Below are 22,185 nucleotides of genomic sequence, written 5' to 3'. Positions count from 1 at the left end.
TGTTTAAATATTGTGGCAGTTGCTTCTTTGCAAAAGTACACGCTCTTGCAGTTTAGTATTTTAAAGGAGTTTTAGCTTAAGTTGACACGCATAAGCATAGGAGTTACTGCTTGTCCGGTGAGAAAGACGCGATCGCCTCCCATAGCTGACGTTAAAATGGGTATAAAATATCTCAACTTTTGCTAGTCTACAGTGGATTGCAGGAAGCTTATGACCCCAATTCCGAAAAGCGCAGCCCAGTTGTATGAAAAAGATTTTGTCGCATGGACAGAAAAAACTGTGCAACTCATTCGTGCTGGACAATTTGGACAAGTAGACTGGGATGCTGTGATTGAGGAGATTGAAAGCTTGGGACGGTCAGATCGACGAGAGTTGAAAAGCCGCTTGGAGATATTATTACAGCATTTGCTCAAGTGGCATTATCAGTCTAGTTTGCGGAGTGGCTCTTGGCGAAATACAATTGATCAGCAACGCAACCAAATTGCAGATTTGCTGCAAGAGAGTCCCAGCCTCAAGTCCTATCCAGAAGAAGTTTTAGCCCAGTGCTACTATCGGGGATTGAAAGCTGCTAGTAATGAAACTGAACTACCAATAGATACGTTTCCGGTGGAATGTCCTTATCTCATTGCCCAAGTTCTTGATGCTGAGTTTTTGCCGGATGCAATTAATTTGTAATCCAGCAGATTTCAAGTTGGGTGTTGTACACAAGCTAAGTCTCAAAGCCAGGTATAAAGCCTGTTTTACAAAGAAAGGCAGAGGGCAGAGGGCAGAAGGCAGAAGGTAAGAAAGTATAATGAGAACTAAAGTTTCAGAGTTTAAAGCTCAGTAAAAATAAATAATTATACTGAGACTGCTTGCAGCGAGGTATAAAATGTCCTTGTTTCAATCTCACCCTTTTAAGGGTGGGTTCCTTCTGCCTTCTGCCTTCTGCCTTCTGAATTCTGAATTCTGACTCCTGAATTCTGACTCCTGAATTCTGAATTCTGCTGTATTAGATTTATGCGTTAATTAACTCGCCTCGCATCACAGTTACCGCTTGTCCGCCCAAAAAGACGCGATCGCCCCCGTCATAATAGACTTTTACCACTCCACCGCGACTCGATGCTTGATAAGCCAAAAACTCATCTTTGTGCAAGCGATCGCGCCAGAACGCAGCAAGGCAACAATGGGCAGCCCCAGTCACGGGGTCTTCATCAATACCTACTCCTGGTGCAAAGAAGCGAGAGATAAAATCATAATTTGGATCAGACTGCGTAATGCTGGTAACTATAACATCAGAAACAGGCAACGTTTTTAGGAGTTGAAAATTAGGCTGCATTTGCCGTACCAAGTCTTCCGATTCTAATTCCACTAAATAACCTAGTGAATTCTGCAAGACAGATTTGGATGGTACACCCAAAGCAGCATTAAGTTCTGGAGGAGCGATCGTTGCTTGTGAGTGATTTACAGGAAAATCTAACTCAATCCACTCACCTTGCAACTTAGCAATCAACACTCCACTTTTGGTGTAAAAACGCGCAACTTCATCAGGTGATAAATGTCCTTCTGACCAAAGTACATAGGCACTAGCTAAAGTTGCATGACCACAAAGCGGCACTTCCACCGTGGGCGTAAACCAACGCAGATTAAAGCCATCATCCTGTCTAACTAGAAAAGCCGTCTCAGATAAATTCATCTCCTGCGCCACGTTCTGCATCCAGCGTTCCTCTTGGGGAGTAGCCAAAACACAGACAGCAGCAGGATTTCCTGCAAAAGGTGTATTGGTAAAAGCATCAACCTGAGTAATGGTTTGTCCCATTAGAGTCACCTTGAAAGTGAGACAGTAATATATATAGTAATTCGCTTTGATTATTGAACTGACTTGCATAGGCTGGGAGTAGGGAATAGGGAGTGGGGAGTAGGGAATAGGGAGTGGGGAGTAGGGAATAAGCCTTTTCGATTAGTACTTAATTTGTTCAAAAATCAAATACTAGTCCTATATATCAAAACAGAATTCTGACTCCTGAATTCTGACTCCTGACTCCTGAATTCTGAATTCTGACTCCTGAATTCTGAATTCTGACTCCTGAATTCTGAATTCTGACTTCTGAATTCTTCTGAAAGCCAGTTTCAATTTCTGAAACCAGCCTGACAAAAGCTTTAGAAAAGGTTAAGTTAACTATTAATCACAAGCCGCACCGCAGCAGCAATGGTAAAAGAATTAGCAATTTGCACCCGTGGATTAACTAAGCAATTTGACCGACACGTTGCTGTCAATGATGTTGATTTAGAGATTCAGGTGGGGGAAGTATATGGATTGATTGGGCCGAATGGCGCGGGTAAAACAACTCTCATCCGAATGTTGGCGACTGCTGAGGAACCAACTACGGGTGAGATTTATATTAATGGCGATCGCTTACTCCGTGACAAGAGTAACCCCAAACTTAAGGGCCGTCTAGGCTACTTACCCGATGACTACCCGCTATATGAGGATTTGACAGTATGGGACTACTTAGATTATTTTGCGCGTCTATATCGTTTGCGAGAACCACGCCGCACTCAACGCCTACATGAAGTTTTAGAACTAATCCAACTTGGTAATAAACGTCACAGTCAAATTTCTACTCTGTCACGCGGAATGAAACAGCGCTTAAGTTTAGCGCGAACCATTATCCACGAACCGATTTTACTACTACTAGATGAGCCTGTTTCTGGGCTTGACCCCATTGCTAGGATGCAATTTCGGGAAATCATCAAAGCTTTACGAGAAGCTGGGATGACTGTAATCATTTCCTCCCACGTTCTCAGTGATTTAGCGGAACTCTGTACTTCTGTGGGAATTATGGAACTTGGCTTCTTGGTAGAAAATACTTCCCTACAGCAACTTTACCAAAGTCTTGCTCATCAGCAAATTGTGTTATCAACTTTGGGGAACCTAGAGACACTTTTGATTGAACTAAAACATCATCCTTTAGTAGAAGAGTGGGAGGTAATACCAGGAAAAAACAGTGTGCGGGTGAATTTTTCGGGCAAAGATGAAGATAGTGCTGAGTTATTGCGATCACTCATTAAAGCAGGTATTCCCCTGACTGATTTTCACTGCACACAAGAAGACTTAGAAAGTATTTTCCTAAAATTAGGTCACAAACAAGCATCTTGATACGTCATTGAAGAAGAATTCAGAAGTCAGAATCAATCAGTCGGGGATTCAGAGCCACGACTTTCTTGTTGACCACGAAATTTTCTTGTTTTGTGGGGGTGCAAAAACGCCGATTATTCATCCGCTTTTTCGTTCAGAACTCATTCTGAATTCTGACTCCTGACTTCTGAATGTCTGTTCGATAATATCACTCCCCATTTTTGGAGAATTTTTTCATACTATGCTGAATTTAATAGACAAAATCGGCGATTGGAATCCGCAACTATTCCGGGAACTCAAAGGACGCCTGAAGTTTTTTAATGTTGCGATCGCAGTTGCAACATCCTTACTACTGCAACTGGTAGTTTTTTTATATCAGTTACGGGAATTCCCCGATGATAGATACTCGCTAACTGGCACATACTGTCATCTTCGTCAAGTATATGAACAGAAACAAAATCAGGTTTTACAGCAATCAGATCAATCTAGAATTGTTGACTTCAATGATTTCTTCTCAAAGAATTTCTGTCCCCAAAATGAAATTGATTTGCAGTTGTGGTGGCGAGATCATTGGGAATATATATTCCTCACGTTTAGTGTAATTTTTGTATTTACACTATTAGTTGCAGGAAGTTATTTGCTAATCAACGATTTAGCCAAAGAAGAAACTCGTGGTACGCTGAATTTCATCCGTCTAAGTCCTCAATCAGAAACAAGTATATTGACTGGCAAGTTGCTAGGAGTTCCGAGTTTAATTTATCTGTTCATCTTACTAGCAGTTCCTTTACATTTGTGGGCTGGACTTTCTGCGAACATTGCTTTTAGTTACATTTTGAGTTACTACGCAATTCTTGCTGCTAGCTGTATTTTCTTCTACAGTGCTGCACTCCTATTAGCCTTATTTAGTCGTTCAGTTAACGGTTTTCAGTCTTTGTTAGGTTTATTAAGTAGTGGTGTAGTTTCGCTTTTTTTGTTCATAACGATGGTACTGGCATCGTCTGATAGCAATAGTTTAAATAATTCAACTGCTTGGTTTAGACTCTTTAATCCTTGGGATACAACTAATTATCTATTTCCTAACTTATTCCATATATCCAATGGTTCTTCCGTGAAAAACTGGCAGTTTTTCTATTTACCGTTCTGGACAAGTGTAGTTAATGTTGTTGGCTTCCATTTATTAAACTTGGGATTGTGCAGTTACGGTATTTTGCAAGTTATTAAACGTTGCTTCCGTAATCCTCAATCCTCAATAATCAGCAAGAAGCAAAGTTATTTACTAGTAGCTTTTAGCCAGTTGATGATGTGGGGATTTACCCTACAACTTGGTATAAATAATGAAAGATGGGATGAAGGGTTTGGGGGAAATCTCGTTTTTTTGGCAGTGTACAACTTGGCGTTGATTTTAAGTTTAATTGCGGTTCTTTCCCCTCACCGTCAAGATGTACAAGATTGGGCAAGATATCGACATCAGGGAGTTTCTAGTCACAAGAATTTATGGCAGGATCTAATTTGGGGTGAAAAAAGCCCTGCACTCGTAGCGATCGCAATTAATCTGATAATTGTTACTATCCCCTGGCTAGTTTGGATTTCATTTACATCTGTTTTTGATGCGAACGATCGCCAAACTTGGCTGAGTCACGATATTGACAGGTTTAAAGTACTTTTAGCTATAGCTTTGTCTATCAGCATAATCATGATTTACGCTACCATCGCTCAATTGATACTTTTGCTGAAAACTCCCAAACGTTCTTCTTGGGCAATTAGGACTATAGGTGCAGCAATCTTGCTACCACCGATGATTTTAGGATTTATCAGCATTTCTTCGCAGGTGTCTACTGTGATGTCTACTGTATGGCTGTTTTCAACTTGTCCTTGGGCAGGTATAGAAGGCTCTGGAACAACAACAATTTTTATGGCATTCTTAGCTGAGTTGACTGTTCTAGTATGGTTAAACTTCCAGTTGACAAAGCGCGTAAGATTAGCAGGCGAATCTGCTACAAAAGCATTGTTGGCAGAACGTTAAAATAATTCGTAATTCGTAATTCGTAATTCGTAATTAAGAATTAAATTACGAATTACGTTAGTGAGTCCGCGAACTTCATGACGAATTAGTTGCAAAAACATTGCTTTGTTGGGTGGAGGCTTTGCGTAACCCAACATCCTGATAATCAGTTGGGTTGCGCTCCGCTCCACCCAACCTACGTCTACGTCTAATGCACTATTTTAGCCATGAGGGTCTACTACGTGCATTTCACTAATCTTATACTAGTCCTAATATTATCTATTATTTGCCTAAATTGACGGTTAAATTTTTAATCGGCATAAATATCACGACTATCTAAGAGGTTGTTTGAAAAGTCCTCTTCTTGGTAGCAAAACGTTCTAGATCCCCCTAAATCCCCCGATAAATTGGGGGACTTTGATTCCGGTTCCCCCCTTTTTAAGGGGGGTTAGGGGGGATCTAGAAGTGCCTAAAATCACAACTAAATACTTTTCAAACACCCTCTAAGAATTATGCTAAATATCCCTACTCAAGACCTACGCTACACAGCCATCCAGTTTTTAGAACAAAGTCCCCCACAGCGTCTACAAATTCTCAAACAACTGGGCATAGCTCGTTATGATTTTTTAACTAAAATACGACTAAATGAAGCAAATATCATTTGTATGATGCGGTTTTTTCAATATCCAAGTCAGTTAAAGTTCCCTAATCTTATAGGAGCAGATTTATCAGGTTTAATTTTAGATGGTGTAAACTTCATCCGAGGAAACTTATCAGAGGCAAATCTACAAGGTAGTAGTTTAGTCAATGCAGACCTCTTATTTGTAAATTTTACAAAAGCTGATTTGAGAAATGCAGATTTACGAGGTGCAACTCTTAACGAGACTATTTGGTTAGGCGCTCTAGTAAGTGAGTGTAAATTTGGTATAGGCGATGGATTGACAAAGCTGCAACATGAAGATTTACAACTACGCGGGGCTAGATTTAATTCTTGTGAAGATGGTAATTAAAACACAAAAAATTATAAGATTATTAAATTGAAATTGTCCTGGATAAGTTAATGAGTATTAAGTTACCCCAAAAATTGATGTTGCTGGGTTCAGGAGAACTCGGTAAAGAATTTGCGATCGCAGCTCAACGTCTTGGTAATTATGTGATTGCCATTGACCGCTACGCCAATGCTCCAGCGATGCAAGTTGCTGATGCTTATGAAGTTATTTCTATGCTCAGTGCTGATGATTTAGAAGCTGTAGTGACAAAATATCAGCCAGATATTATTATACCAGAAATTGAAGCAATCAGAACAGAAAAACTTTTGGAATTTGAACAGCGAGGGATTACAGTTATACCAACTGCGGCTGCTACTAACTATACAATGAACCGCGATAGAATTCGGGAATTGGCGCATCAAGAATTGGGCATCAGAACGGCTAAATATGGTTATGGAACAACTCTAGAAGAATTGATTGCCGTTTCTGAGGAAATTGGGTTTAGTAATGTTGTTAAACCTGTGATGTCATCCTCTGGTAAAGGTCAATCTGTAGTGCTGGATAAGAGTGAGGTTGAGAAAGCTTGGAATTATGCGATCGCTAATTCTAGAGGAGACAGTCAAAAGGTCATCGTAGAAGAATTTATTAACTTTGAAATTGAGATCACTTTACTCACAATTAAACAGTGGAATGCACCGACAATTTTCTGTTATCCTATTGGTCATCGCCAAGAACGAGGCGATTATCAAGAATCGTGGCAACCCGCACTAATTTCTGAAGATAAGATATTAAAAACCCAAGAAATAGCGATAAAAGTCACTGATGCTTTAGGAGGAGCCGGAATTTTTGGCGTTGAGTTTTTCATTACCAAAGATGAAGTGATTTTTTCCGAACTTTCTCCCAGACCCCACGATACGGGAATGGTGACATTAATCTCACAAAATCTCAATGAATTTGAACTACATTTGCGAGCTATTTTAGACTTGCCAATTCCTCATATAGAACAGCTAGGAGCATCAGCGAGTGCGGTAATTTTAGCCTCAGAAAAATCTGATTCTATTGCTTTTGGCGGTGTAGCTAATGCTTTGTCAGAAAAAGATGTAGATATTAGATTATTTGGTAAACCTAATGCTCATCCATATCGGCGAATGGGCGTAGCTTTGGCGAAGGGTGATAATGTCCAAGAGGCTAGGGAAAAAGCTACTAGAGCCGCAAGTAAAATTACAATTATCTAATTACCGCAGGGTAGCACATCTGTCATGCGTGTCAACTTAGAGCCAGGGCGAATTGAATTTGGCCTTTGACCTTACAGCTATTTTCAGCTAAATAGACCACGCAGTAGGGGCACAGCATTGCTGTGCCCCTACGACAGATGTGGTTCAAATAGATGAAAACTGCTGTAAGTTGCCACCAATGCACAGCTGTGCTACTCTACCAATACCTATTTTATGTATGAACATTTTTTGGCTTTGAGCTTTATTTAACAAGTTGTAGCAGAATTCGAGTCTTGCGATCGCATCTCGGTAGTAGAGCTAAGTTTTTGCTGCAACAGACTAAACCTCAGCCCAAATCAGCTACCTGACATGATCATCTGTCAAAGATAAGCTGAAACCTCAGCTAAACAGTAATCACATTCAAGCCCAGTCTCTTAAACCAGGGAAAATCACATCTATGTAATTTAGATAATGCCATCAATGCGTAAGTCCAATAAACATAGGAGTGAAAATTAATTCTGCGTTGCTCGAAATCCTTGGTAGGGACAATTGATGAATTGTCCCTACGTCATTTTCACTCCTATGTCTAATGATCGCCTGAATTGATAAGTTGATGTGCAGCTAAATTGTATAACACGAAAACCCAAAAATATTGTAGTGCGGGCAACATGAGCGCGTCCAATATACAAATTAAATACGCAACAGCTTATACATTAAAATCCTAAATCCACGGCAATGCGGTGGGCGCAAGCAAACCCAGAAAAAGCGACTGCATTCAACCCTTGACCCGGAAAGGTACTATCCCCTACACAATAAAGTCCTGGAATAGCTGTGCGATTAAAGGGCATTTTTAATAATCCCCACAACTTGCGCCGGGGAATTGGCCCATAAGTCCCATCCTCACGACCCAAAAAGCGGCGATGGGTGCGCGGTGTCCCTACTTCTAAATAATCCAATCCAGCATCTAAACCGGGAAAAATCTTCTCTAGGCGGTCAATAATTCGCCAAGCCGCCTCTTCTTTCTTCGCTTCGTACTCACTCGGAGAAAGTTCTTGCCAATCATCAATCCAGTGAGGCGTAAAGGCATGAATAATGTGATATCCATTTGGTGCTAAATCTGGATCAAGCAATGTGGGAATCGAAACAAAAACTGTGCCTTCTGCTGCTGTCATCTTTTTCCAATCTTCCAGTAAAATATGATGGCACTCTGTCCGCGCAGGTAAAACAGACTCCTTTACCCCTATATGTAAACTCAAGAAACTGGGAGATTTTTGATAATTCTGTTGCCATTTTTTCTCATTATCTGGCATTTCTTCTGGTGGTAATAATTGCTCAAATGTATCCCAGCGTGTAGCATTAGAAACTATGCGTTTACCCCGATATACTTTACCATTAGCCAGTTGCACACCTACGGCTTTTCCCTGTTCTGTGAGAATTTTTGTAACTCTAGCTTGGTACTGAATCTTACCTCCAGCCTTCTCTAGACCTTCCACCAGTTTTTGGGCAATTTGTCCCACTCCGCCTTTGGGATAGTTAACTCCGCCATAATGCCTGTCAGAAAAGACCATCCCAGCATTAATCATTGGTGTCATATCTGATGGAACCACCGACCAGCAATAACATTCCATATCGATAAATTTCAATAATTGCGGGTCTTTGATGTAGCGCCGCGCCACGTCCCCGGCATTTTGAGGCAGATACTTAACTAAACCGAGACACGCCAAAGGATGCTGGAAAAATACCCGTAGTAAATACCGAGGTTCTTCCAGCGACAGCAAATCCATACTGTTGAGACACTTGAATACTTTTTGGCATTCGTCATAAAAGCGACGAATCCCCTTTTCTTCATGGCGAAAATGAGCAATAAGATTTTGCAAAAATTTTTCATAAACCCGGTCAACCTTCAGGTCTAAACCTTGGGGTAGATGATAGTGAATTTGCACTGGATCTGCGATCGCTTCTTGGCTGACATTTACAGCTGATAATGCACGGGTGAGTAAGTTAGTAGTACCGTTTTGTCCCAGCCCAAAAATCATTGATGCGCCAACATCGAATCGATAGCCTTGGCGTTCAAAATAACCGGCGCTACCACCTGGAATCAAATAACGTTCCAGTACCAGCACTTTTGCTCCCTTCGCCGCTAACTGAGTCGCTGTTACTAATCCGCCAATCCCAGACCCAATCACGATCGCATCAATATCTTGCATATTAGTCATTAGTCATTAGTCATTAGTTATTTTCCCCCATCCCCAATACCCAATGCCCAATTCCTAATCACAAAAAAGAGGGACGAGCCTGCTGCTGCTGGCTAATCCCGTCTGCCGATCCTTAAAAGAGAGGAGAACACTGTAAAAGAATATAGCCTTGATTGATAATTAATGTCAAGTACTAATGAAATATTTTCTCAATAAAATTAAGAGCGTTAATTTTAACGTGAGTTCGACGAACCTCTCCCACCTAGCCTCTCTCTCCCTCTGGGCTACGGTGTACACACAAGTCATCCAATTACCCAAAACAAAAAAACCTCAAAGAGTCCTAACGGACATCCCTCTCCTTACCAAGGAGAGGGACAGGTTTTGCGTAACAGAACCAGGGTGAGGTTTTCTTGGTTCCACAGCAGAACTTAGCCAAGATGTGATTCAAGGCTTTTTAGCGGTTGAATTTTGGATATTTCTAGATCAATTGTGTCAGCAGCAATCAAATCTTTTGCTTCTTGTAAAAGCTCATATTGTTCCTTTTGAATTGCCTCTAAACGATGATAAATTTCTGCTAATCGTTGTTGCTTATTTGGTTTAAAATTTTCAGGTAGTAAAATAGGCAGATTATCGTTTATTTTAGTAGCTGTGATTCGTTGAATAGCAAAACTGCCAACTTTAGTTAAAGATAGAAAACTAACTTTAATCAAAGCCTGAAGTAATTGGATCGGAACTTGGAGTATTGACCAACTAGCTGTTTCAATCAAGCGGACAATTGCTTTGATGATGCTCCAAAGTAGAGCAAGTGCAAACACCAGAATTACTACACTAATAATTGGGTGATTAGCCGCCCAACCTAGTATTTGAACTAACCGAAAAAATATCGGGTGTTGTGTCAGCCAATCACTTATAGAAGAACTAATTGCTGTTTTTACTACTCCCGATGTTGTACTCTTAACTTGTTCAGCTGTTTGCCAACTTTGTTCTAAACCTGTCGAAACTCTATCAATTGCTCTATCAGTTGTTGTATTCAAAGATTCCCCAACTTGTTGTGCTGAGTTACTTAGAGAGTTAACGTTTCCGCTCACAAAATCTTTCACATTTTGCAAGCGTTCTAAAACTCCGTTAGGCAAATGTATGTCTATTTGAGATGCCATAAAACATTTCTCCGAGGTTGAAATCGAACCCGTAACCCAATCTTTGGGGCAATCAACACGCTAACTATAGCCGTTCCCATTCAGATGCGGTAAAATATTATATCGCTAGGTGTAGGGGCACGGCACTGCCCATTGGTGTCAACTTCAGGTGAAAACCAGCCTAGAATCAGCTTTTAGCAGATTACCTCGTTCCCAGTCTCCGACTGGGAATGCCCCTCATTGAGGCTCCGCCTCCCTTACTGGCGGCAGAGCCACCAGGAACTGCATTTCCAGCCAGAGGCTAGAAACGAGGTTTTAAAAGGGTTTTGGTTTAAGTTGACACGAATGAGCATTGCTGTGCCCCTACCGCGTGGTCTATTTAAGATGAAAATTGCTGTCAGAATAGCGATCGCCACAGCCTATTCGCTGGCAATAACTATATCGTTGGACTTAATAACAGCATAAGCCTCTTTCCCTTCAGACAAACCCAACTCTTCTACCGATACTCTGGTGATAATCGAAGTTAACACAACTTTGTGAACAATCTCCAGCGTCACCTCACTATTAACCGCTCCAGTGACAACTCGTTTAACAACACCCTTCAAAATATTGCGAGAGCTAACTTTGAGTGGTTTCTTTTGAATACTAATTTCTATCTCAGACTTTTGAGCGTAGATATTCTCCTCTTCTCTGTTTATGGTTGGTAGCAAGTTGGATCGTGAAGAGTGTTGATTAAGACCACGTACCAATTCCCGAAGAATCTCGGTCTTAGTTCGCTGAGACTGGTCACAAAACTCTTCTAAAATCTTTCGCTCCTCTTCTGAGGTTTGGAATGTGACCCACCCTTGTTCTTTTCTAGGCATAATTTTACCGATATAGTTGGGCAAATCTTGGTATTATTGTTACGATTCTACCTAGCATCAATTTTAGAAAAAAAACCTCTCAAACACCTTTTTTATGAAAAGAAGACAAATTTTTGGCTTTCTAGGTATAGCGCTTGCTGGCTTGCTGCTAACAATTGGTTTACCGTTGGTTACTCCTTCTCCCGTAATAGCACAGTCAAACACCAGCATACTCGTGTCCGCAGCCGCCAGCTTAAAAGAGGCGCTGGAAGAAATTAAGCCTCTTTACCAACAAAGTAAATCAGATGTCAACATTAGTTATAACTTTGGGGCTTCTGGTGCTTTACAGCAACAGATTGAGCAAGGTGCCCCAGCAGATATCTTTATTTCTGCTGGCAAAAAGCAAATGGATGCCTTGGAAGAAAAAGGATTGTTGCTACCAGGTAGCCGTATTAACCTGGCAAATAACCGTCTAGTTTTGATTGTGGCTCAGGATGTTGTTGGCATCACTAGCTTTTACGATTTAAGAGATAGTAAGATTAAAAAAATTGCGATCGGTGAACCCAGAAGTGTACCTGCCGGTCAATATGGAGAGCAAGTATTAAAGAAGTTGAAACTTTATGAGCAGGTCAAGTCAAAATTGGTTTTTGCTAACAATGTGCGTCAAGTTTTAGCAGCAGTAGAAAGTGGTAACGCCGAAGCCGGTTTAGTTTATGCCACTGATGCCAAAATTTCCAACAAGGTAAAAGTCGTAGTCGCTGCTGATGATAAGTTTCATTCACCGATTGTCTATCCGGTAGCAATAATTAAAAGCAGTAAAAATACTTCTGCTGCCAAAGAGTTTGTCGAGTTTCTATCTGGCAGTCAAGTCAAAGCTGTACTCAAAAAAGATGGGTTTATTGTGCGTTAAAGAAGAATGCAGATAACAAAGGACTTAAGCCCCTTGTTTAGTTAAGGGACTTCCAAATAAAAATAATACTCAACTACTTATTGTGGGGTGGGTGTCTCGTCATTAGTGTCAACTTAACGTAAAAGCCAGTCTATAACCAGCTTTTAGAGATTGTCTCGTTCCCAGTCAGAGACTGGGAATGCCTATGTGAGGCTCCGCCTCAAGACTTGCGGCAGAACCGCAGGAGTATTTCCAGCCAGAGGCTAGAAACGAGGTTTTAAAGGAGTTTTGGCTTAAGTTGACACCAATGGCATCTCGTCCGCCCATAGCCAAAGGCGGGCAAGATGCCCACCCTACAAGATTGGATAATTTATTTGTTGGAAATCCCTAATTGAGGTCTAAGAAGCTGTGGACTGTAATTTTTCTAGTCGTGCCAGCACTTCTGAACTGTGAATAGTTGGGTTAACTTTCACAAAAGTCTCGCGCAACACGCCATGAGGATCGATGATAAAACTGTGACGCATAGATAAAAAGCCGAGCCACGAACCGTAAGCTTTACTCACTGAACCATCAGTATCAGCCAACAGGGGAAATTTTAGTCCCTCTGAATCACAAAATTTAGCGTGAGAATCAATATCATCAGCACTGACGCCAATAATCTGGGCGTTTTTTTCAAGGTATTGGGGTAAGTCTTGCTGAAAACGACGAGCCTCTATAGTACAACCAGAGGTGAAGTCTTTAGGATAAAAGTAGAGGACTAGCCACTTACCGCGCAAGTCAGAGAGGGAAATTTTGCCATCACCTGTGTTGGTTGGCAAAGTAAACTCTGGTGCGGGTTGATTAATTGCAGGAAGTTTACCACCAAGAGCATCAGCAGCAGGGGTAAAATTCAGCCAGCCGATCGCAGAAATACAGCTGGCAAATAATATGCTTAAAAAAGTGCGGCGGGAAATCATGGTGCAAACCAGAATCACAACTCTACACAAGTTTATAATTCTTGGTTGCCAGAAATCTCCTCTAAGTGAGATTCGGGAGAGATATCTGTGCTTTCGATGTATTGACTATCTAGGAGAAAGGCTCCCCTAGCGAAGCGAATACCCCAATATCCACCGGGTCTGCGGTCAATAACTATACCCTCTTCGCCAATATGAATTACATCGGGTGGGCGCAGCATGGGCATAGGTTCAGCAGTTTTGACGTAAGCTGGTAGTGCCACGACACAGACTTTACTACCAATTGCGAATTCTTTGGACATCTTAATCAAGCTAGGAGTTTTGAATTAACTCATAACTCATAACTAGCTTGAAAGTCTACTAAATTACGTGAATTCGATGAACCTCTCCCGGACAGCCTCCCTCTCCGAAATGGAAAGGGAGGAGCAACGAAAAATTAAGCTTTTTGCTCCCCTCTGTGCGTCGGAGAGGGGCTGCTCTTGAGAGGTCAAATTAAAACTTGTCGAACTCACGTTAAATTGGGCATGGGAATAAATAGGGAAAGGGAAAGGGGATGAAGTTTTTCCCCTTTCCGCATCTTCTGCAAGAAGTCTATTAATTTTTTAGTATGGAAAACAATACCTATCTTGGGATGAGATGGGTAGCAGTGCCCACCTCAGATTTATTAAGTATTTTTTGAAAGATTGGGGATTATCCGGGATTGCTTTGTTGACGATTTTGATGCCATTGCTGTATTTGTTGCTGCTGTGCGGGGGTCAAGACTGCTTTAATCTGTTCTTTCTCTGACTTCCGAAGTGCTTTTATTTGCTCTTTCTGTGCATCACTCAGATTTAACTTAGCAAAATCACCTTTTCCGCCACGATGATGACGATGCTGACCTTGACCTGGTTGCTGTTGACCTGTTTGCCCCTGAGCCTTACGCGCTTGCCACTCAGCCCGACGCGCTTGTTTCGCTGTCTCGAACTGTGTTTTTTGGTCTGGGGTGAAAACGTTATCTTCAATTTGCTTCCAGGTATTTTCGTGAATTGTCTTAATTTGGGCTTTTTGTATACCTGTTAGACCCAAGTTTTTCCAAGGGCCTCCTTGTGGAGTTTGTGCAAGTAGCACGGGTGAAGGAGAGACTGTTTGGGCGTTAACAGCAAAGGAGGTTGCAGTTAAAGTTAGAGCGATCGCTCCAGCAACTAGCGATAATGCTTTGAGTTTCATTACTTATCTCGTGGGTTTTTCCTGGTTGGATGCCACTATCATAAGAACTTATCTTCAGTAGTCACATGAGGAGAAAGTCATGGTTTTACCCATGACTTTAGTCATGATTGAATTTTGACAAAGATGATTGACAATAAGTAGTTAGGAGTGGGGAGTTAAAAGTTTGGAGAGACGCGATTAATCGCGTCTCTCCTGTAAGCGATTAATCGCGTCTCTCTAATTCATAACTGGAGCAAAGCAACTGATGAGTCGTCCAATTCAAATTAAAAAACATCCTTTTCCGTCTCTGCTTTATCTGGAGTGGACACTACTAGCGATTACTGCATTGACGGCAGTTATACCACCTCCGTTACGGCAATTTCGTCCTAAGCCTCCAGAACTATCAATTTGTGGTGTATTTCCAGACTTATCAGTTTGTAGCATATTGCCACAACTGTCAATTTATAGTCTGATTATTTTTGCGGTAATGGGCTTAACATTACCCAGGAGGAACCAGATAACTAAGGTAATCTACACAGCCATTGAAATTTTATTGATTTTAACAACTGGACTTTTTGGTGAGAGATTTGCTCGCCTTTTCCCGGTTCTCTACATAATTTTAGTTACTCGCAGTTGCTTAATTTTTCAGTTACCTGGGCGTTTATTCATTACAACTTTATCATTTACCTTATTTTTAGTTACTACACAGCTAAAATACCAGCTTTTCAATTTTCAAGCATCACCACAAGCACAAGCACAAGAGCGATCTCGTTTTTTTAGCTTGAATTGGTCGCTGACATTTGGCTTAAGTTTAGTTTTTGTGTTGTTGATGATGAATGCAGTATTATCAGAACGGCACAGTCGAGAAAAGCTAGCGATCGCTAACGAAAAACTCCGTCAATATGCCCTGCGAATTGAAAATCAAGCTACCTTGGAAGAACGTAACCGCATTGCTCGTGAAATTCATGATTCATTAGGACACTCTCTAACTGCTTTGAATCTGCAATTAGAAACGGCTTTAAAACTATGGCAATCTAACCCAATTAGGGCTGAAACATTTCTAGCAACCGCAAAAGAATTAGGTTCAAAAGCGCTAAAAGATGTCCGCCAATCTGTTTCTACTATGCGTTCTAGCCCCTTACAAGAGCAATCTTTAGAACTGGCGATCGCTAGTCTTTCAGAAAATTTTCATCGCTCCAATGGCATTTTACCAATTTATCAAATCAACCTAGAATATTCTCTCCCACCTGAAATCAATACCGCTATTTACCGAATTACTCAAGAATCATTGACAAATATATCTAAATATGCAGATGCAACAGAGATTAAACTAGAACTGACTACGACCAGAGGTAATTTACGATTGATAATTCAGGATAATGGTAGAGGTTTTGATTTAGGGCAAAATACTACTGGTTTTGGACTTCATAGTATGCGCGATCGCACCTTAGCAATTGGAGGTGAGTTTAATATTAACAGCACTCCTGGTTCTGGTTGCAAAATTACAGTTAATATTCCCTTAACGAGGTTGACATGATGATTAAAGTATTGCTAGTAGATGACCAAAGTTTAATTCGTCAAGGGTTAAAAGCTTTATTGGAACTAGAACCAGATATAGAGATAGTGGGAGAAGCAGAAAATGGTGAACAAGCGATTAATTTAGTTGCTCAATTACAGCCAGATGTAATATTATTGGATATCAGAATGCCGATTATGGATGGAGTTGCAGCCACGCGGGAGATTCAAAAACGTTTTGCCAAAACGAAGATTTTAGTACTGACGACTTTTGATGATGATGAATATGTGTCAGCAGCGTTGCAAAATGGAGCAATGGGTTATTTATTGAAAGATACACCATCAGAAGAATTAGCTGTTGCTATTCGTGCTGTTCATAAAGGATATACTCAACTAGGCCCAGGTATAGTTAAAAAACTGTTGACTCAGTTTTCTCATCCGACACCAACCCACTCACTACCTGTACCATCTAGTTTAGCTGAACTTACTCCTAGAGAAAAAGAGGTTTTGCAGTTAATTGCTACAGGTGCTAGTAACCGAGAAATTGCTCACCAACTGTACATTTCTGAGGGTACGGTAAAAAATCATGTTACGAATATTTTAAACAGGTTAAATTTGCGCGATCGCACTCAAGCTGCAATTTGGGCAAATACATATTTATCTTATTTGAATGAGCCAAGTTAAATAATTCGTAATTCGTAATAGAGCCTCCGGCACGCTACGCGAACGTAATTCGTAATTTTAACCTATATAGCAATTCCATTTGATTTGTGAGAATTGCAACCCGCAGATCCCCGACTTCTTTAAAGAAGTCGGGGATCTTGTTTTTCACGTAGAGTAGCCAGTGCGTTGCTTATTTAAATAACTCCAAGCATTCATTTTTTAAAACGCCTTTTGTGACTTTGATGTTTTTAAATGACTTAGCGATCACTTCTTCACAAGATATATTAATTTGTGATTGATTTACCGAGATTAAATCTTCAATTGAAGCACCATAGACAATTTCGGCTAAACCACTCCAAACACAAGCAGTTGCACACATCGGGCAAGGTTCGCCAGTTGTATATATGCTATAACCTTCTAAAGAAGGGTTTTTCAGTTTAGCTGTTAAACTACGAATGACGTTAATTTCCGCATGGGCTGATGGATCGTTGTCTCTGCTCACAGTATTATGAGCTACCGCCATGATTTCGTTATCTTTAACAATCACAGCACCGTAAGGCGCATCGCCTTCTTTTGCTTCTGCCAATGCTAAACTCATAAAATATTCTGGGTTCATATAAGCTGAGGTTAACATAAGGATCATGGTTAATAATATCCTATTTCTAATGCTATAACTGGAAATTAAGAGTTAGTTAATGGTCGAATATGTTACTGAGCAGACAAGACACAGAATTTTACTTAAAAGACCTGGAAACACCAATCGGTAAAGCGATTAATTTAACACTTGCCGTTATGGTGTTACTATCATCAGGAATTTTTGTGGCAGAAACTTATAATATTCCTGATTCTGTACGGTTTAAGTTGAATCTAGTCGATATTGCGATCGTGATCATCTTCGCGGTGGAATATTCACTCCGCCTGTGGAGTGCGGAAAACAAAATTAAGTATATTTTTAGCTTTTATTCGATTATTGACTTAATAGCGATTTTGCCATTCTTTCTAGGAATGATGGATATTAGCTTTATCCGCCTACTCCGATGGTTTCGGATTTTACGGTTAATCAGATTTATAGATAGGAAATTTTTATTCGCCAGTGTCAGTACCGAAGATGGAATGATTTTTGCGCGAATATTATTTACATTATTTGCAATTGTTTTTATTTACTCTGGCTTAATTTATCAAGTCGAGCATCCGGTTAATCCTCAAAATTACGGTACATTTTTGGATGCCTTTTATTTCTCTGTTGTCACAATGACAACTGTCGGATTTGGCGATGTTATTCCAATTTCTGAATTAGGGCGTTTGCTAACAGTGTTAATGATTTTTACCGGAATTGCGCTGATTCCTTGGCAAGTGGGAGATTTAATTAAGCGAGTGGTGAAAACTGCTAATCAGGTAGAAACAGTTTGTTTAGGTTGTGGTTTGGCTTTCCATGATGTCGATGCTGGGTTTTGTAAAAGGTGCGGGACTAAGTTACCGACGTTGTAGGATTGATTATGGGGTAAATTTTAGTGTGTGCTACAATCTTGTGGTAGAGTAAATGACAAACCTGAGAAAGGGAAATGTTCTAAACAACACTGCAAACTTTGAGACATTTAATTTCTCTTACTTTCAGTAATTTCCTAAAAAGGAGTAAAGGCAATGAATGCATTACTGCATAATCCAATTGCAGATATGTATGGGCTGGATTTTTTGCTATTTTATTGCTTTGTCATTGGGATAACTTTGGTAGCCTCCTGGTGGCTAGTGCAAGATCCAACCAAAAACCAGCCTCTGCCGTTAATTCCTGCTGAACCAGATCCTTACGAAATCGCTTATTTGCGTTCCCAAGAAACAGGAATTGCCAATGTAGTGTTATTTGATTTGATTGTCCGGGGTTATTTGCAATTCAGTCAAAAATCTCTTAGCCAAGCACCAAATTATCCTGATGTATCTCAGCTAGAGCCAATAGAGCGTGAGGTATTTGAGAAATTATCTTCCTCCTCCACAGTTCAAACATCTGTTTGGTTGGCAACCCAGAGCATCCAGTTATACTGCAATGCTTATGAAGAGAAACTGCAAAATGAGCAACTGTTGTATGCTTCCCAGTGGCAAGAATGGAATATCAAAGTTGGCTTGATTGGGGCGATGATTATTTTCAGCTTGGGGGGCTATAAGCTGCTGATAGCCTTTGGTAAAGGACGCTATAACTTAGGTTTTCTGATCGCAATTGGTGTATTATCAATTATCTTTCTGCTGTGGTCTGTCAGTAAGCATACGCATCTAAGTCAGCGAGGGAAAATGTATCTGCAACAACTTCAGGAAACATTTACCCGATTGCAGCAGAAGGTAAAGTATGACATCCCTTCTGTATTTGACTACAACTTACTGGTGGCACTATTTGGCGTTGAAGCCCTGGCTGGAACCTCCTATGACTCTTACTACAAAGCGTTTTTTCCGCCAACATTTTCTAGAACAGTTGCCACAGTAGAGAGTTCGTCTAGTAGCTTATGTGGTAGCTTTTCATGCAGGAGCGCCTCATATAGTAGTAGTTCTGGCAGTAATAGTTCTGGCACTAGCTCCTCATGCAGTACTAGTTTTGATAGTGGCTCCTCATGCAGTACTAGTTCTGATAGTGGCTCCTCATGCAGTACTAGTTCTGATAGTGGCTCCTCATGCAGTAGTGGTTCATGTAGCGGCGGTTCCTGCGGTGGTGGCTGCGGTGGTGGCTGTGGAGGAGGTTAAGAGCAATGCTTTCTCATCTTCCTAGTTTAGGTGTGGGGTTAGGTTTTCGGGAACCTTTTAAAAGTGATATTTTTCTCAACCGTCAGCAGGTTGACTTTTTGGAAATTGTTGCCGAAGATTATCTAGATGCATCTGTGCAAAAACAGCAGGAGTTAGAACTGCTTGCTGCTCATTTCCCGATAATTCCCCACGCGATTAATCTTTCGTTAGGCAGTGCTGAAGGTTTGGATACAGATTATTTACGCAAACTGGCAGCATTAATTAAGCAACTCAACCCGCCTTGGTGGAGTGAGCATATCTGCTTTACAAAAGCGGGTGGAATTGATATCGGGCATTTGTCGCCGCTACCTTATACTCAAGAAGCTGTGGAAGTACTTTGTCGCAACATTGCTTTATTGCGTCGCTGGGTTGATGTACCACTGATTTTGGAAAATATCACCTACATGGTGACGCTTCCAGGTGCAGAAATGACAGAAGCCCAATTTTTAGGCGAGGTGGTAGAACGTTCTGATTGTGGACTGTTATTAGATGTAACTAATCTCCATACTAATGCTGTGAACTACGGCTATGATGTCCATGACTTTTTGCAACAATTACCGTGCGATCGCATCGTACAATTACATTTTGTTGGTGGACATTGGCATGATGGTGTGTTAATAGATAGCCATTCCCAATCAACGCCAGTAGAAGTATGGCAACTGATGGAGGAAGTTGTTGCCCGTGTTCCAGTTAAAGGGATTATTCTCGAACGGGATGAAAACTTGCCACCCTTTGCAGAATTGACAGCAGAACTGCAAAAAGCACGGGACATTAGCAGGAGTTATGGCAGATGGGGTTAGCACAAACCCAGGAAGTTTTAGCCCAACTTTACACGAATACGGATTTGAGAGAGCGTTTCTTTGCTAATCCACAAGCCGTTGGTGCAGAGTTGGGGCTGAGTTGCGATGAAGCACAAAAGTTAGCTCAACTTTCAGCACAAGAGGTAAATATCTTTGCCAATTCTCTGAAGTGGAAACGGTTAGGAGAAGTACGCGAACAATTACCACGCACTGCGCGGGTGTTGGGTAAAAATTTTACTACCTTGTTTTGGCGATATGCCCAAACCCATTTACCAAAGGGAATCAAAAAACATAGAGAAGATGCGATCGCTTTTGCTAATTTTATCGTCGAAGTTGCTCAACAGGAAGATATAAATCCACCTTGGGTTAGCGATTTGGTACGCTACGAAAAAACATGGTTGTTAGCTTATGAACCTAGTAGCCGCTTGAGTGTGTGTTGGTTTAGTTATCCTATTGACAAACTAGCGAGTTCAGACACGATGAATCGCCAAGCAACGATCGCAATTTGGTTTCGGTTCTCAAAGCGATCGCAACTGCGCCATATTGTGCTGTTGTTACCTGCATAATATTAATTTAGGCTAAAATAATCTGTCTTTGGCGATCGCTCAAGAAAGAGAATATAAGCAATGCCTAACCTCAACCTCATTTCAGAATATAAAAGTTTTGGTGGCAAACTCGGCTTTTACAGTCATCATTCCTCCACCTGTAACGGTGAAATGCGCTTTGCTGTCTATCAACCACCACAAGCAACTCAAAAACCTGTGCCGATTCTCTATTTCCTTTCTGGATTGGCTTGCACCGAAGAGAATTTTATGGTAAAGGCGGGAGTGCAACGCTTTGCGGCTGAGTACGGTTTGATATTGGTGGCACCAGATACAAGTCCGCGTAATACTGGCATTGTAGGTGAGGATGATGACTGGGACTTTGGCACAGGTGCGGGCTTTTATGTTGATGCTACAGAGGAACCGTGGCGTCAACACTACCAAATGTATAGTTATATCGTCCAGGAATTACCGGCTTTAATTACCGCAAACTTCCCCACCCAACCTGAGAAACAAGGCATTTTCGGTCATTCGATGGGGGGACACGGGGCGCTTGTTTGTGCGATGAGAAATCCCGAACTTTACAAATCAGTATCAGCCTTTGCGCCGATCGCTGCACCGATGCGTTGTCCTTGGGGTCAAAAGGCTTTCAGTGGTTATCTTGGCAACAATCAAGAAAGTTGGCGTGCTTATGATGCTAGTGAATTAGTCAAAAAAGTCGGATATCACAGTTCAATTCTGATTGACCAAGGAACTGCTGATAAATTTTTAGCTGAACAATTACTGCCAGAGGTGTTTGAGAAAGCTTGTGCAGATGTTAATCAGCCGCTAAACTTGCGTTACCAAGAAGGCTATGATCACAGTTATTATTTCATCGCCAGTTTTATTGAAGATCATATCCGCCACCATGCGATCGCATTATTACAAGAGATATGAAGAAGGAATCTGAGTTCCCTTTCGAGAGGGCGAGGCGAGTCACACCAGAAGAAAGTGAGAAATTCAGAGAAGCGATTTCTGAACAGTTTGGCATGAAGTTGAGAAGGCGGGGTAGACCAGCAAAAGATGAAGATGAGAAGTATGAATTAATTTCCCTCAGACTTCACCCGAAAGTCCTAGCCTGGGCAAAAGAAGAAGCCGAAAAAAGAGGTATTGGCTATCAAACAGTTATTAATGAGGTACTGCTAGAGCAAATTAGCTGATAGAGTGCGATCGCCGAAATAGCTTGGGAGCATCCCAAATGTGTAAATTTATTTTTTTGTAGTGCGGGCTTCTAGCCCGCTTCCTGGACATTAGGGAGCAAGATGCTCCCACTACATAGGACATTAGGGAGCAAGATGCTCCCACTACATAGGACATTAGGGAGCAAGATGCTCCCACTA

Annotated in this window: 23 protein-coding genes; 14 read left to right on the top strand and 9 right to left on the bottom strand. The window is 41.1% G+C overall.

The genetic code is table 11. The features are described 5' to 3' along the window. Positions 1-210 precede the first annotated feature (210 nt). Positions 211-675: a DUF29 domain-containing protein gene (locus V7K27_RS06660; protein ID WP_334945493.1), complete on the top strand. Its 465-nt coding sequence runs from the start codon at positions 211-213 to the stop codon at positions 673-675. Positions 676-997: 322 nt separating this feature from the next. Here V7K27_RS06660 and V7K27_RS06655 read toward each other — a convergent pair whose 3' ends face one another. Then, the gene (locus tag V7K27_RS06655; protein WP_334945491.1) at positions 998-1,798 is read right to left on the bottom strand and encodes a PhzF family phenazine biosynthesis protein; all 801 of its coding nucleotides are present in this window, start codon (positions 1,796-1,798) and stop codon (positions 998-1,000) included. Between the two features lie 390 nt (positions 1,799-2,188). Between V7K27_RS06655 and V7K27_RS06650 the strand changes: the two genes are divergently transcribed. The 4 genes from V7K27_RS06650 (at position 2,189) to purT (ending at position 7,344) form a co-directional block, all read left to right on the top strand. Further along, positions 2,189-3,139, top strand: coding sequence for an ABC transporter ATP-binding protein (locus V7K27_RS06650; protein WP_334945490.1), 951 nt, complete (start codon positions 2,189-2,191; stop codon positions 3,137-3,139). A gap of 220 nt (positions 3,140-3,359) precedes the next feature. Continuing rightward, entirely contained in the window at positions 3,360-5,141 is a 1,782-nt protein-coding gene (locus V7K27_RS06645) for an ABC transporter permease subunit (RefSeq protein WP_334945488.1), read from the top strand. 491 nt (positions 5,142-5,632) lie between these two features. After that, positions 5,633-6,130 (top strand): pentapeptide repeat-containing protein, encoded by a 498-nt coding sequence (locus V7K27_RS06640; RefSeq protein WP_334945486.1) that lies wholly within the window; start codon positions 5,633-5,635, stop codon positions 6,128-6,130. 50 nt (positions 6,131-6,180) lie between these two features. Further along, complete coding sequence (purT, locus tag V7K27_RS06635; RefSeq protein ID WP_334945484.1) at positions 6,181-7,344, top strand: formate-dependent phosphoribosylglycinamide formyltransferase; 1,164 nt, start codon at positions 6,181-6,183, stop codon at positions 7,342-7,344. A 692-nt stretch (positions 7,345-8,036) separates the two neighbouring features. Here purT and crtH read toward each other — a convergent pair. The 3 genes from crtH to V7K27_RS06620 form a co-directional block, all read right to left on the bottom strand. Further along, complete coding sequence (crtH, locus tag V7K27_RS06630) at positions 8,037-9,539, bottom strand: carotenoid isomerase (protein ID WP_334945482.1); 1,503 nt, start codon at positions 9,537-9,539, stop codon at positions 8,037-8,039. A 407-nt stretch (positions 9,540-9,946) separates the two neighbouring features. Beyond that, positions 9,947-10,675: a hypothetical protein gene (locus V7K27_RS06625; protein WP_334945480.1), complete on the bottom strand. Its 729-nt coding sequence runs from the start codon at positions 10,673-10,675 to the stop codon at positions 9,947-9,949. Between the two features lie 398 nt (positions 10,676-11,073). Further along, complete coding sequence (locus V7K27_RS06620; protein WP_334945478.1) at positions 11,074-11,517, bottom strand: TOBE domain-containing protein; 444 nt, start codon at positions 11,515-11,517, stop codon at positions 11,074-11,076. A gap of 94 nt (positions 11,518-11,611) precedes the next feature. Here V7K27_RS06620 and modA point away from each other — a divergent pair, with 94 nt between their 5' ends. After that, entirely contained in the window at positions 11,612-12,406 is a 795-nt protein-coding gene (modA, locus tag V7K27_RS06615) for a molybdate ABC transporter substrate-binding protein (RefSeq protein ID WP_334945476.1), read from the top strand. A gap of 377 nt (positions 12,407-12,783) precedes the next feature. Here modA and V7K27_RS06610 read toward each other — a convergent pair whose 3' ends face one another. The 3 genes from V7K27_RS06610 to V7K27_RS06600 all read right to left on the bottom strand — a co-directional run bounded on the left by V7K27_RS06610 (position 12,784) and on the right by V7K27_RS06600 (position 14,544). Then, positions 12,784-13,341 carry a peroxiredoxin gene (locus V7K27_RS06610; protein WP_334945474.1) on the bottom strand — a complete coding sequence of 186 codons (558 nt, stop codon included), beginning with the start codon at positions 13,339-13,341 and terminating at the stop codon, positions 12,784-12,786. 32 nt (positions 13,342-13,373) lie between these two features. Then, the gene (sipA, locus tag V7K27_RS06605; protein ID WP_334945472.1) at positions 13,374-13,640 is read right to left on the bottom strand and encodes a regulatory protein SipA; all 267 of its coding nucleotides are present in this window, start codon (positions 13,638-13,640) and stop codon (positions 13,374-13,376) included. Between the two features lie 388 nt (positions 13,641-14,028). After that, positions 14,029-14,544: a P pilus assembly/Cpx signaling pathway, periplasmic inhibitor/zinc-resistance associated protein gene (locus V7K27_RS06600; RefSeq protein WP_334945471.1), complete on the bottom strand. Its 516-nt coding sequence runs from the start codon at positions 14,542-14,544 to the stop codon at positions 14,029-14,031. 244 nt (positions 14,545-14,788) lie between these two features. Between V7K27_RS06600 and V7K27_RS06595 the strand changes: the two genes are divergently transcribed. Together V7K27_RS06595 and V7K27_RS06590 are read left to right on the top strand one after the other, a co-directional pair. Beyond that, positions 14,789-16,060 (top strand): sensor histidine kinase, encoded by a 1,272-nt coding sequence (locus tag V7K27_RS06595; RefSeq protein ID WP_334945469.1) that lies wholly within the window; start codon positions 14,789-14,791, stop codon positions 16,058-16,060. Beyond that, positions 16,060-16,722, top strand: a complete 663-nt coding sequence (locus V7K27_RS06590; protein ID WP_334945607.1) for a response regulator transcription factor — start codon at positions 16,060-16,062, stop codon at positions 16,720-16,722. Before V7K27_RS06595 ends, V7K27_RS06590 begins: the two co-directional genes overlap by 1 nt. Positions 16,723-16,891: 169 nt before the next feature. Here V7K27_RS06590 and V7K27_RS06585 read toward each other — a convergent pair whose 3' ends face one another. Next, positions 16,892-17,317: a nucleoside deaminase gene (locus V7K27_RS06585; RefSeq protein WP_334945605.1), complete on the bottom strand. Its 426-nt coding sequence runs from the start codon at positions 17,315-17,317 to the stop codon at positions 16,892-16,894. A gap of 89 nt (positions 17,318-17,406) precedes the next feature. Between V7K27_RS06585 and V7K27_RS06580 the strand changes: the two genes are divergently transcribed. The 6 genes from V7K27_RS06580 (at position 17,407) to V7K27_RS06555 (ending at position 22,005) form a co-directional block, all read left to right on the top strand. Then, positions 17,407-18,189, top strand: a complete 783-nt coding sequence (locus tag V7K27_RS06580; RefSeq protein ID WP_334945467.1) for an ion transporter — start codon at positions 17,407-17,409, stop codon at positions 18,187-18,189. Between the two features lie 153 nt (positions 18,190-18,342). Continuing rightward, entirely contained in the window at positions 18,343-19,425 is a 1,083-nt protein-coding gene (locus tag V7K27_RS06575; RefSeq protein ID WP_334945465.1) for a TIGR04222 domain-containing membrane protein, read from the top strand. A 5-nt stretch (positions 19,426-19,430) separates the two neighbouring features. Then, the gene (locus tag V7K27_RS06570) at positions 19,431-20,264 is read left to right on the top strand and encodes a DUF692 domain-containing protein (RefSeq protein WP_334945463.1); all 834 of its coding nucleotides are present in this window, start codon (positions 19,431-19,433) and stop codon (positions 20,262-20,264) included. After that, on the top strand, positions 20,255-20,830 hold the full coding sequence (locus V7K27_RS06565; RefSeq protein WP_334945461.1) for a hypothetical protein: 576 nt from the start codon (positions 20,255-20,257) through the stop codon (positions 20,828-20,830). The genes V7K27_RS06570 and V7K27_RS06565 overlap by 10 nt, the downstream gene beginning before the upstream one ends. A 60-nt stretch (positions 20,831-20,890) precedes the next feature. Next, complete coding sequence (gene fghA, locus V7K27_RS06560) at positions 20,891-21,742, top strand: S-formylglutathione hydrolase (protein WP_334945459.1); 852 nt, start codon at positions 20,891-20,893, stop codon at positions 21,740-21,742. After that, complete coding sequence (locus V7K27_RS06555; protein WP_334945457.1) at positions 21,739-22,005, top strand: BrnA antitoxin family protein; 267 nt, start codon at positions 21,739-21,741, stop codon at positions 22,003-22,005. The genes fghA and V7K27_RS06555 overlap by 4 nt, the downstream gene beginning before the upstream one ends. On the opposite strand, the gene V7K27_RS06550 is transcribed toward V7K27_RS06555, so the two are convergent. Further along, positions 21,998-22,185 (bottom strand): hypothetical protein (locus tag V7K27_RS06550; protein WP_334945455.1); only part of this gene is annotated, 188 nt, incomplete at its 5' end. The genes V7K27_RS06555 and V7K27_RS06550 overlap by 8 nt on opposite strands.

The sequence above is a fragment of the Nostoc sp. genome (genome assembly GCF_036919575.1).
Taxonomy (GTDB): Bacteria; Cyanobacteriota; Cyanobacteriia; order Cyanobacteriales; family Nostocaceae; genus Nostoc.
The sequence above is the reverse complement of the archived record's forward strand: the minus strand, read 5'-3'. Positions and strand labels throughout refer to the sequence as shown.

What these genes read in the sequence shown, in the direction of transcription:
- V7K27_RS06660 (WP_334945493.1), top strand. Translation starts at nt 211, where the DNA reads ATGACCCCAATTCCGAAAAGCGCAGCCCAGTTGTATGAAAAAGATTTT.
- V7K27_RS06655 (WP_334945491.1), bottom strand. Translation starts at nt 1,798, where the DNA reads ATGGGACAAACCATTACTCAGGTTGATGCTTTTACCAATACACCTTTT.
- V7K27_RS06650 (WP_334945490.1), top strand. Translation starts at nt 2,189, where the DNA reads ATGGTAAAAGAATTAGCAATTTGCACCCGTGGATTAACTAAGCAATTT.
- V7K27_RS06645 (WP_334945488.1), top strand. Translation starts at nt 3,360, where the DNA reads ATGCTGAATTTAATAGACAAAATCGGCGATTGGAATCCGCAACTATTC.
- V7K27_RS06640 (WP_334945486.1), top strand. Translation starts at nt 5,633, where the DNA reads ATGCTAAATATCCCTACTCAAGACCTACGCTACACAGCCATCCAGTTT.
- purT (WP_334945484.1), top strand. Translation starts at nt 6,181, where the DNA reads ATGAGTATTAAGTTACCCCAAAAATTGATGTTGCTGGGTTCAGGAGAA.
- crtH (WP_334945482.1), bottom strand. Translation starts at nt 9,539, where the DNA reads ATGACTAATATGCAAGATATTGATGCGATCGTGATTGGGTCTGGGATT.
- V7K27_RS06625 (WP_334945480.1), bottom strand. Translation starts at nt 10,675, where the DNA reads ATGGCATCTCAAATAGACATACATTTGCCTAACGGAGTTTTAGAACGC.
- V7K27_RS06620 (WP_334945478.1), bottom strand. Translation starts at nt 11,517, where the DNA reads ATGCCTAGAAAAGAACAAGGGTGGGTCACATTCCAAACCTCAGAAGAG.
- modA (WP_334945476.1), top strand. Translation starts at nt 11,612, where the DNA reads ATGAAAAGAAGACAAATTTTTGGCTTTCTAGGTATAGCGCTTGCTGGC.
- V7K27_RS06610 (WP_334945474.1), bottom strand. Translation starts at nt 13,341, where the DNA reads ATGATTTCCCGCCGCACTTTTTTAAGCATATTATTTGCCAGCTGTATT.
- sipA (WP_334945472.1), bottom strand. Translation starts at nt 13,640, where the DNA reads ATGTCCAAAGAATTCGCAATTGGTAGTAAAGTCTGTGTCGTGGCACTA.
- V7K27_RS06600 (WP_334945471.1), bottom strand. Translation starts at nt 14,544, where the DNA reads ATGAAACTCAAAGCATTATCGCTAGTTGCTGGAGCGATCGCTCTAACT.
- V7K27_RS06595 (WP_334945469.1), top strand. Translation starts at nt 14,789, where the DNA reads ATGAGTCGTCCAATTCAAATTAAAAAACATCCTTTTCCGTCTCTGCTT.
- V7K27_RS06590 (WP_334945607.1), top strand. Translation starts at nt 16,060, where the DNA reads ATGATTAAAGTATTGCTAGTAGATGACCAAAGTTTAATTCGTCAAGGG.
- V7K27_RS06585 (WP_334945605.1), bottom strand. Translation starts at nt 17,317, where the DNA reads ATGAACCCAGAATATTTTATGAGTTTAGCATTGGCAGAAGCAAAAGAA.
- V7K27_RS06580 (WP_334945467.1), top strand. Translation starts at nt 17,407, where the DNA reads ATGTTACTGAGCAGACAAGACACAGAATTTTACTTAAAAGACCTGGAA.
- V7K27_RS06575 (WP_334945465.1), top strand. Translation starts at nt 18,343, where the DNA reads ATGAATGCATTACTGCATAATCCAATTGCAGATATGTATGGGCTGGAT.
- V7K27_RS06570 (WP_334945463.1), top strand. Translation starts at nt 19,431, where the DNA reads ATGCTTTCTCATCTTCCTAGTTTAGGTGTGGGGTTAGGTTTTCGGGAA.
- V7K27_RS06565 (WP_334945461.1), top strand. Translation starts at nt 20,255, where the DNA reads ATGGGGTTAGCACAAACCCAGGAAGTTTTAGCCCAACTTTACACGAAT.
- fghA (WP_334945459.1), top strand. Translation starts at nt 20,891, where the DNA reads ATGCCTAACCTCAACCTCATTTCAGAATATAAAAGTTTTGGTGGCAAA.
- V7K27_RS06555 (WP_334945457.1), top strand. Translation starts at nt 21,739, where the DNA reads ATGAAGAAGGAATCTGAGTTCCCTTTCGAGAGGGCGAGGCGAGTCACA.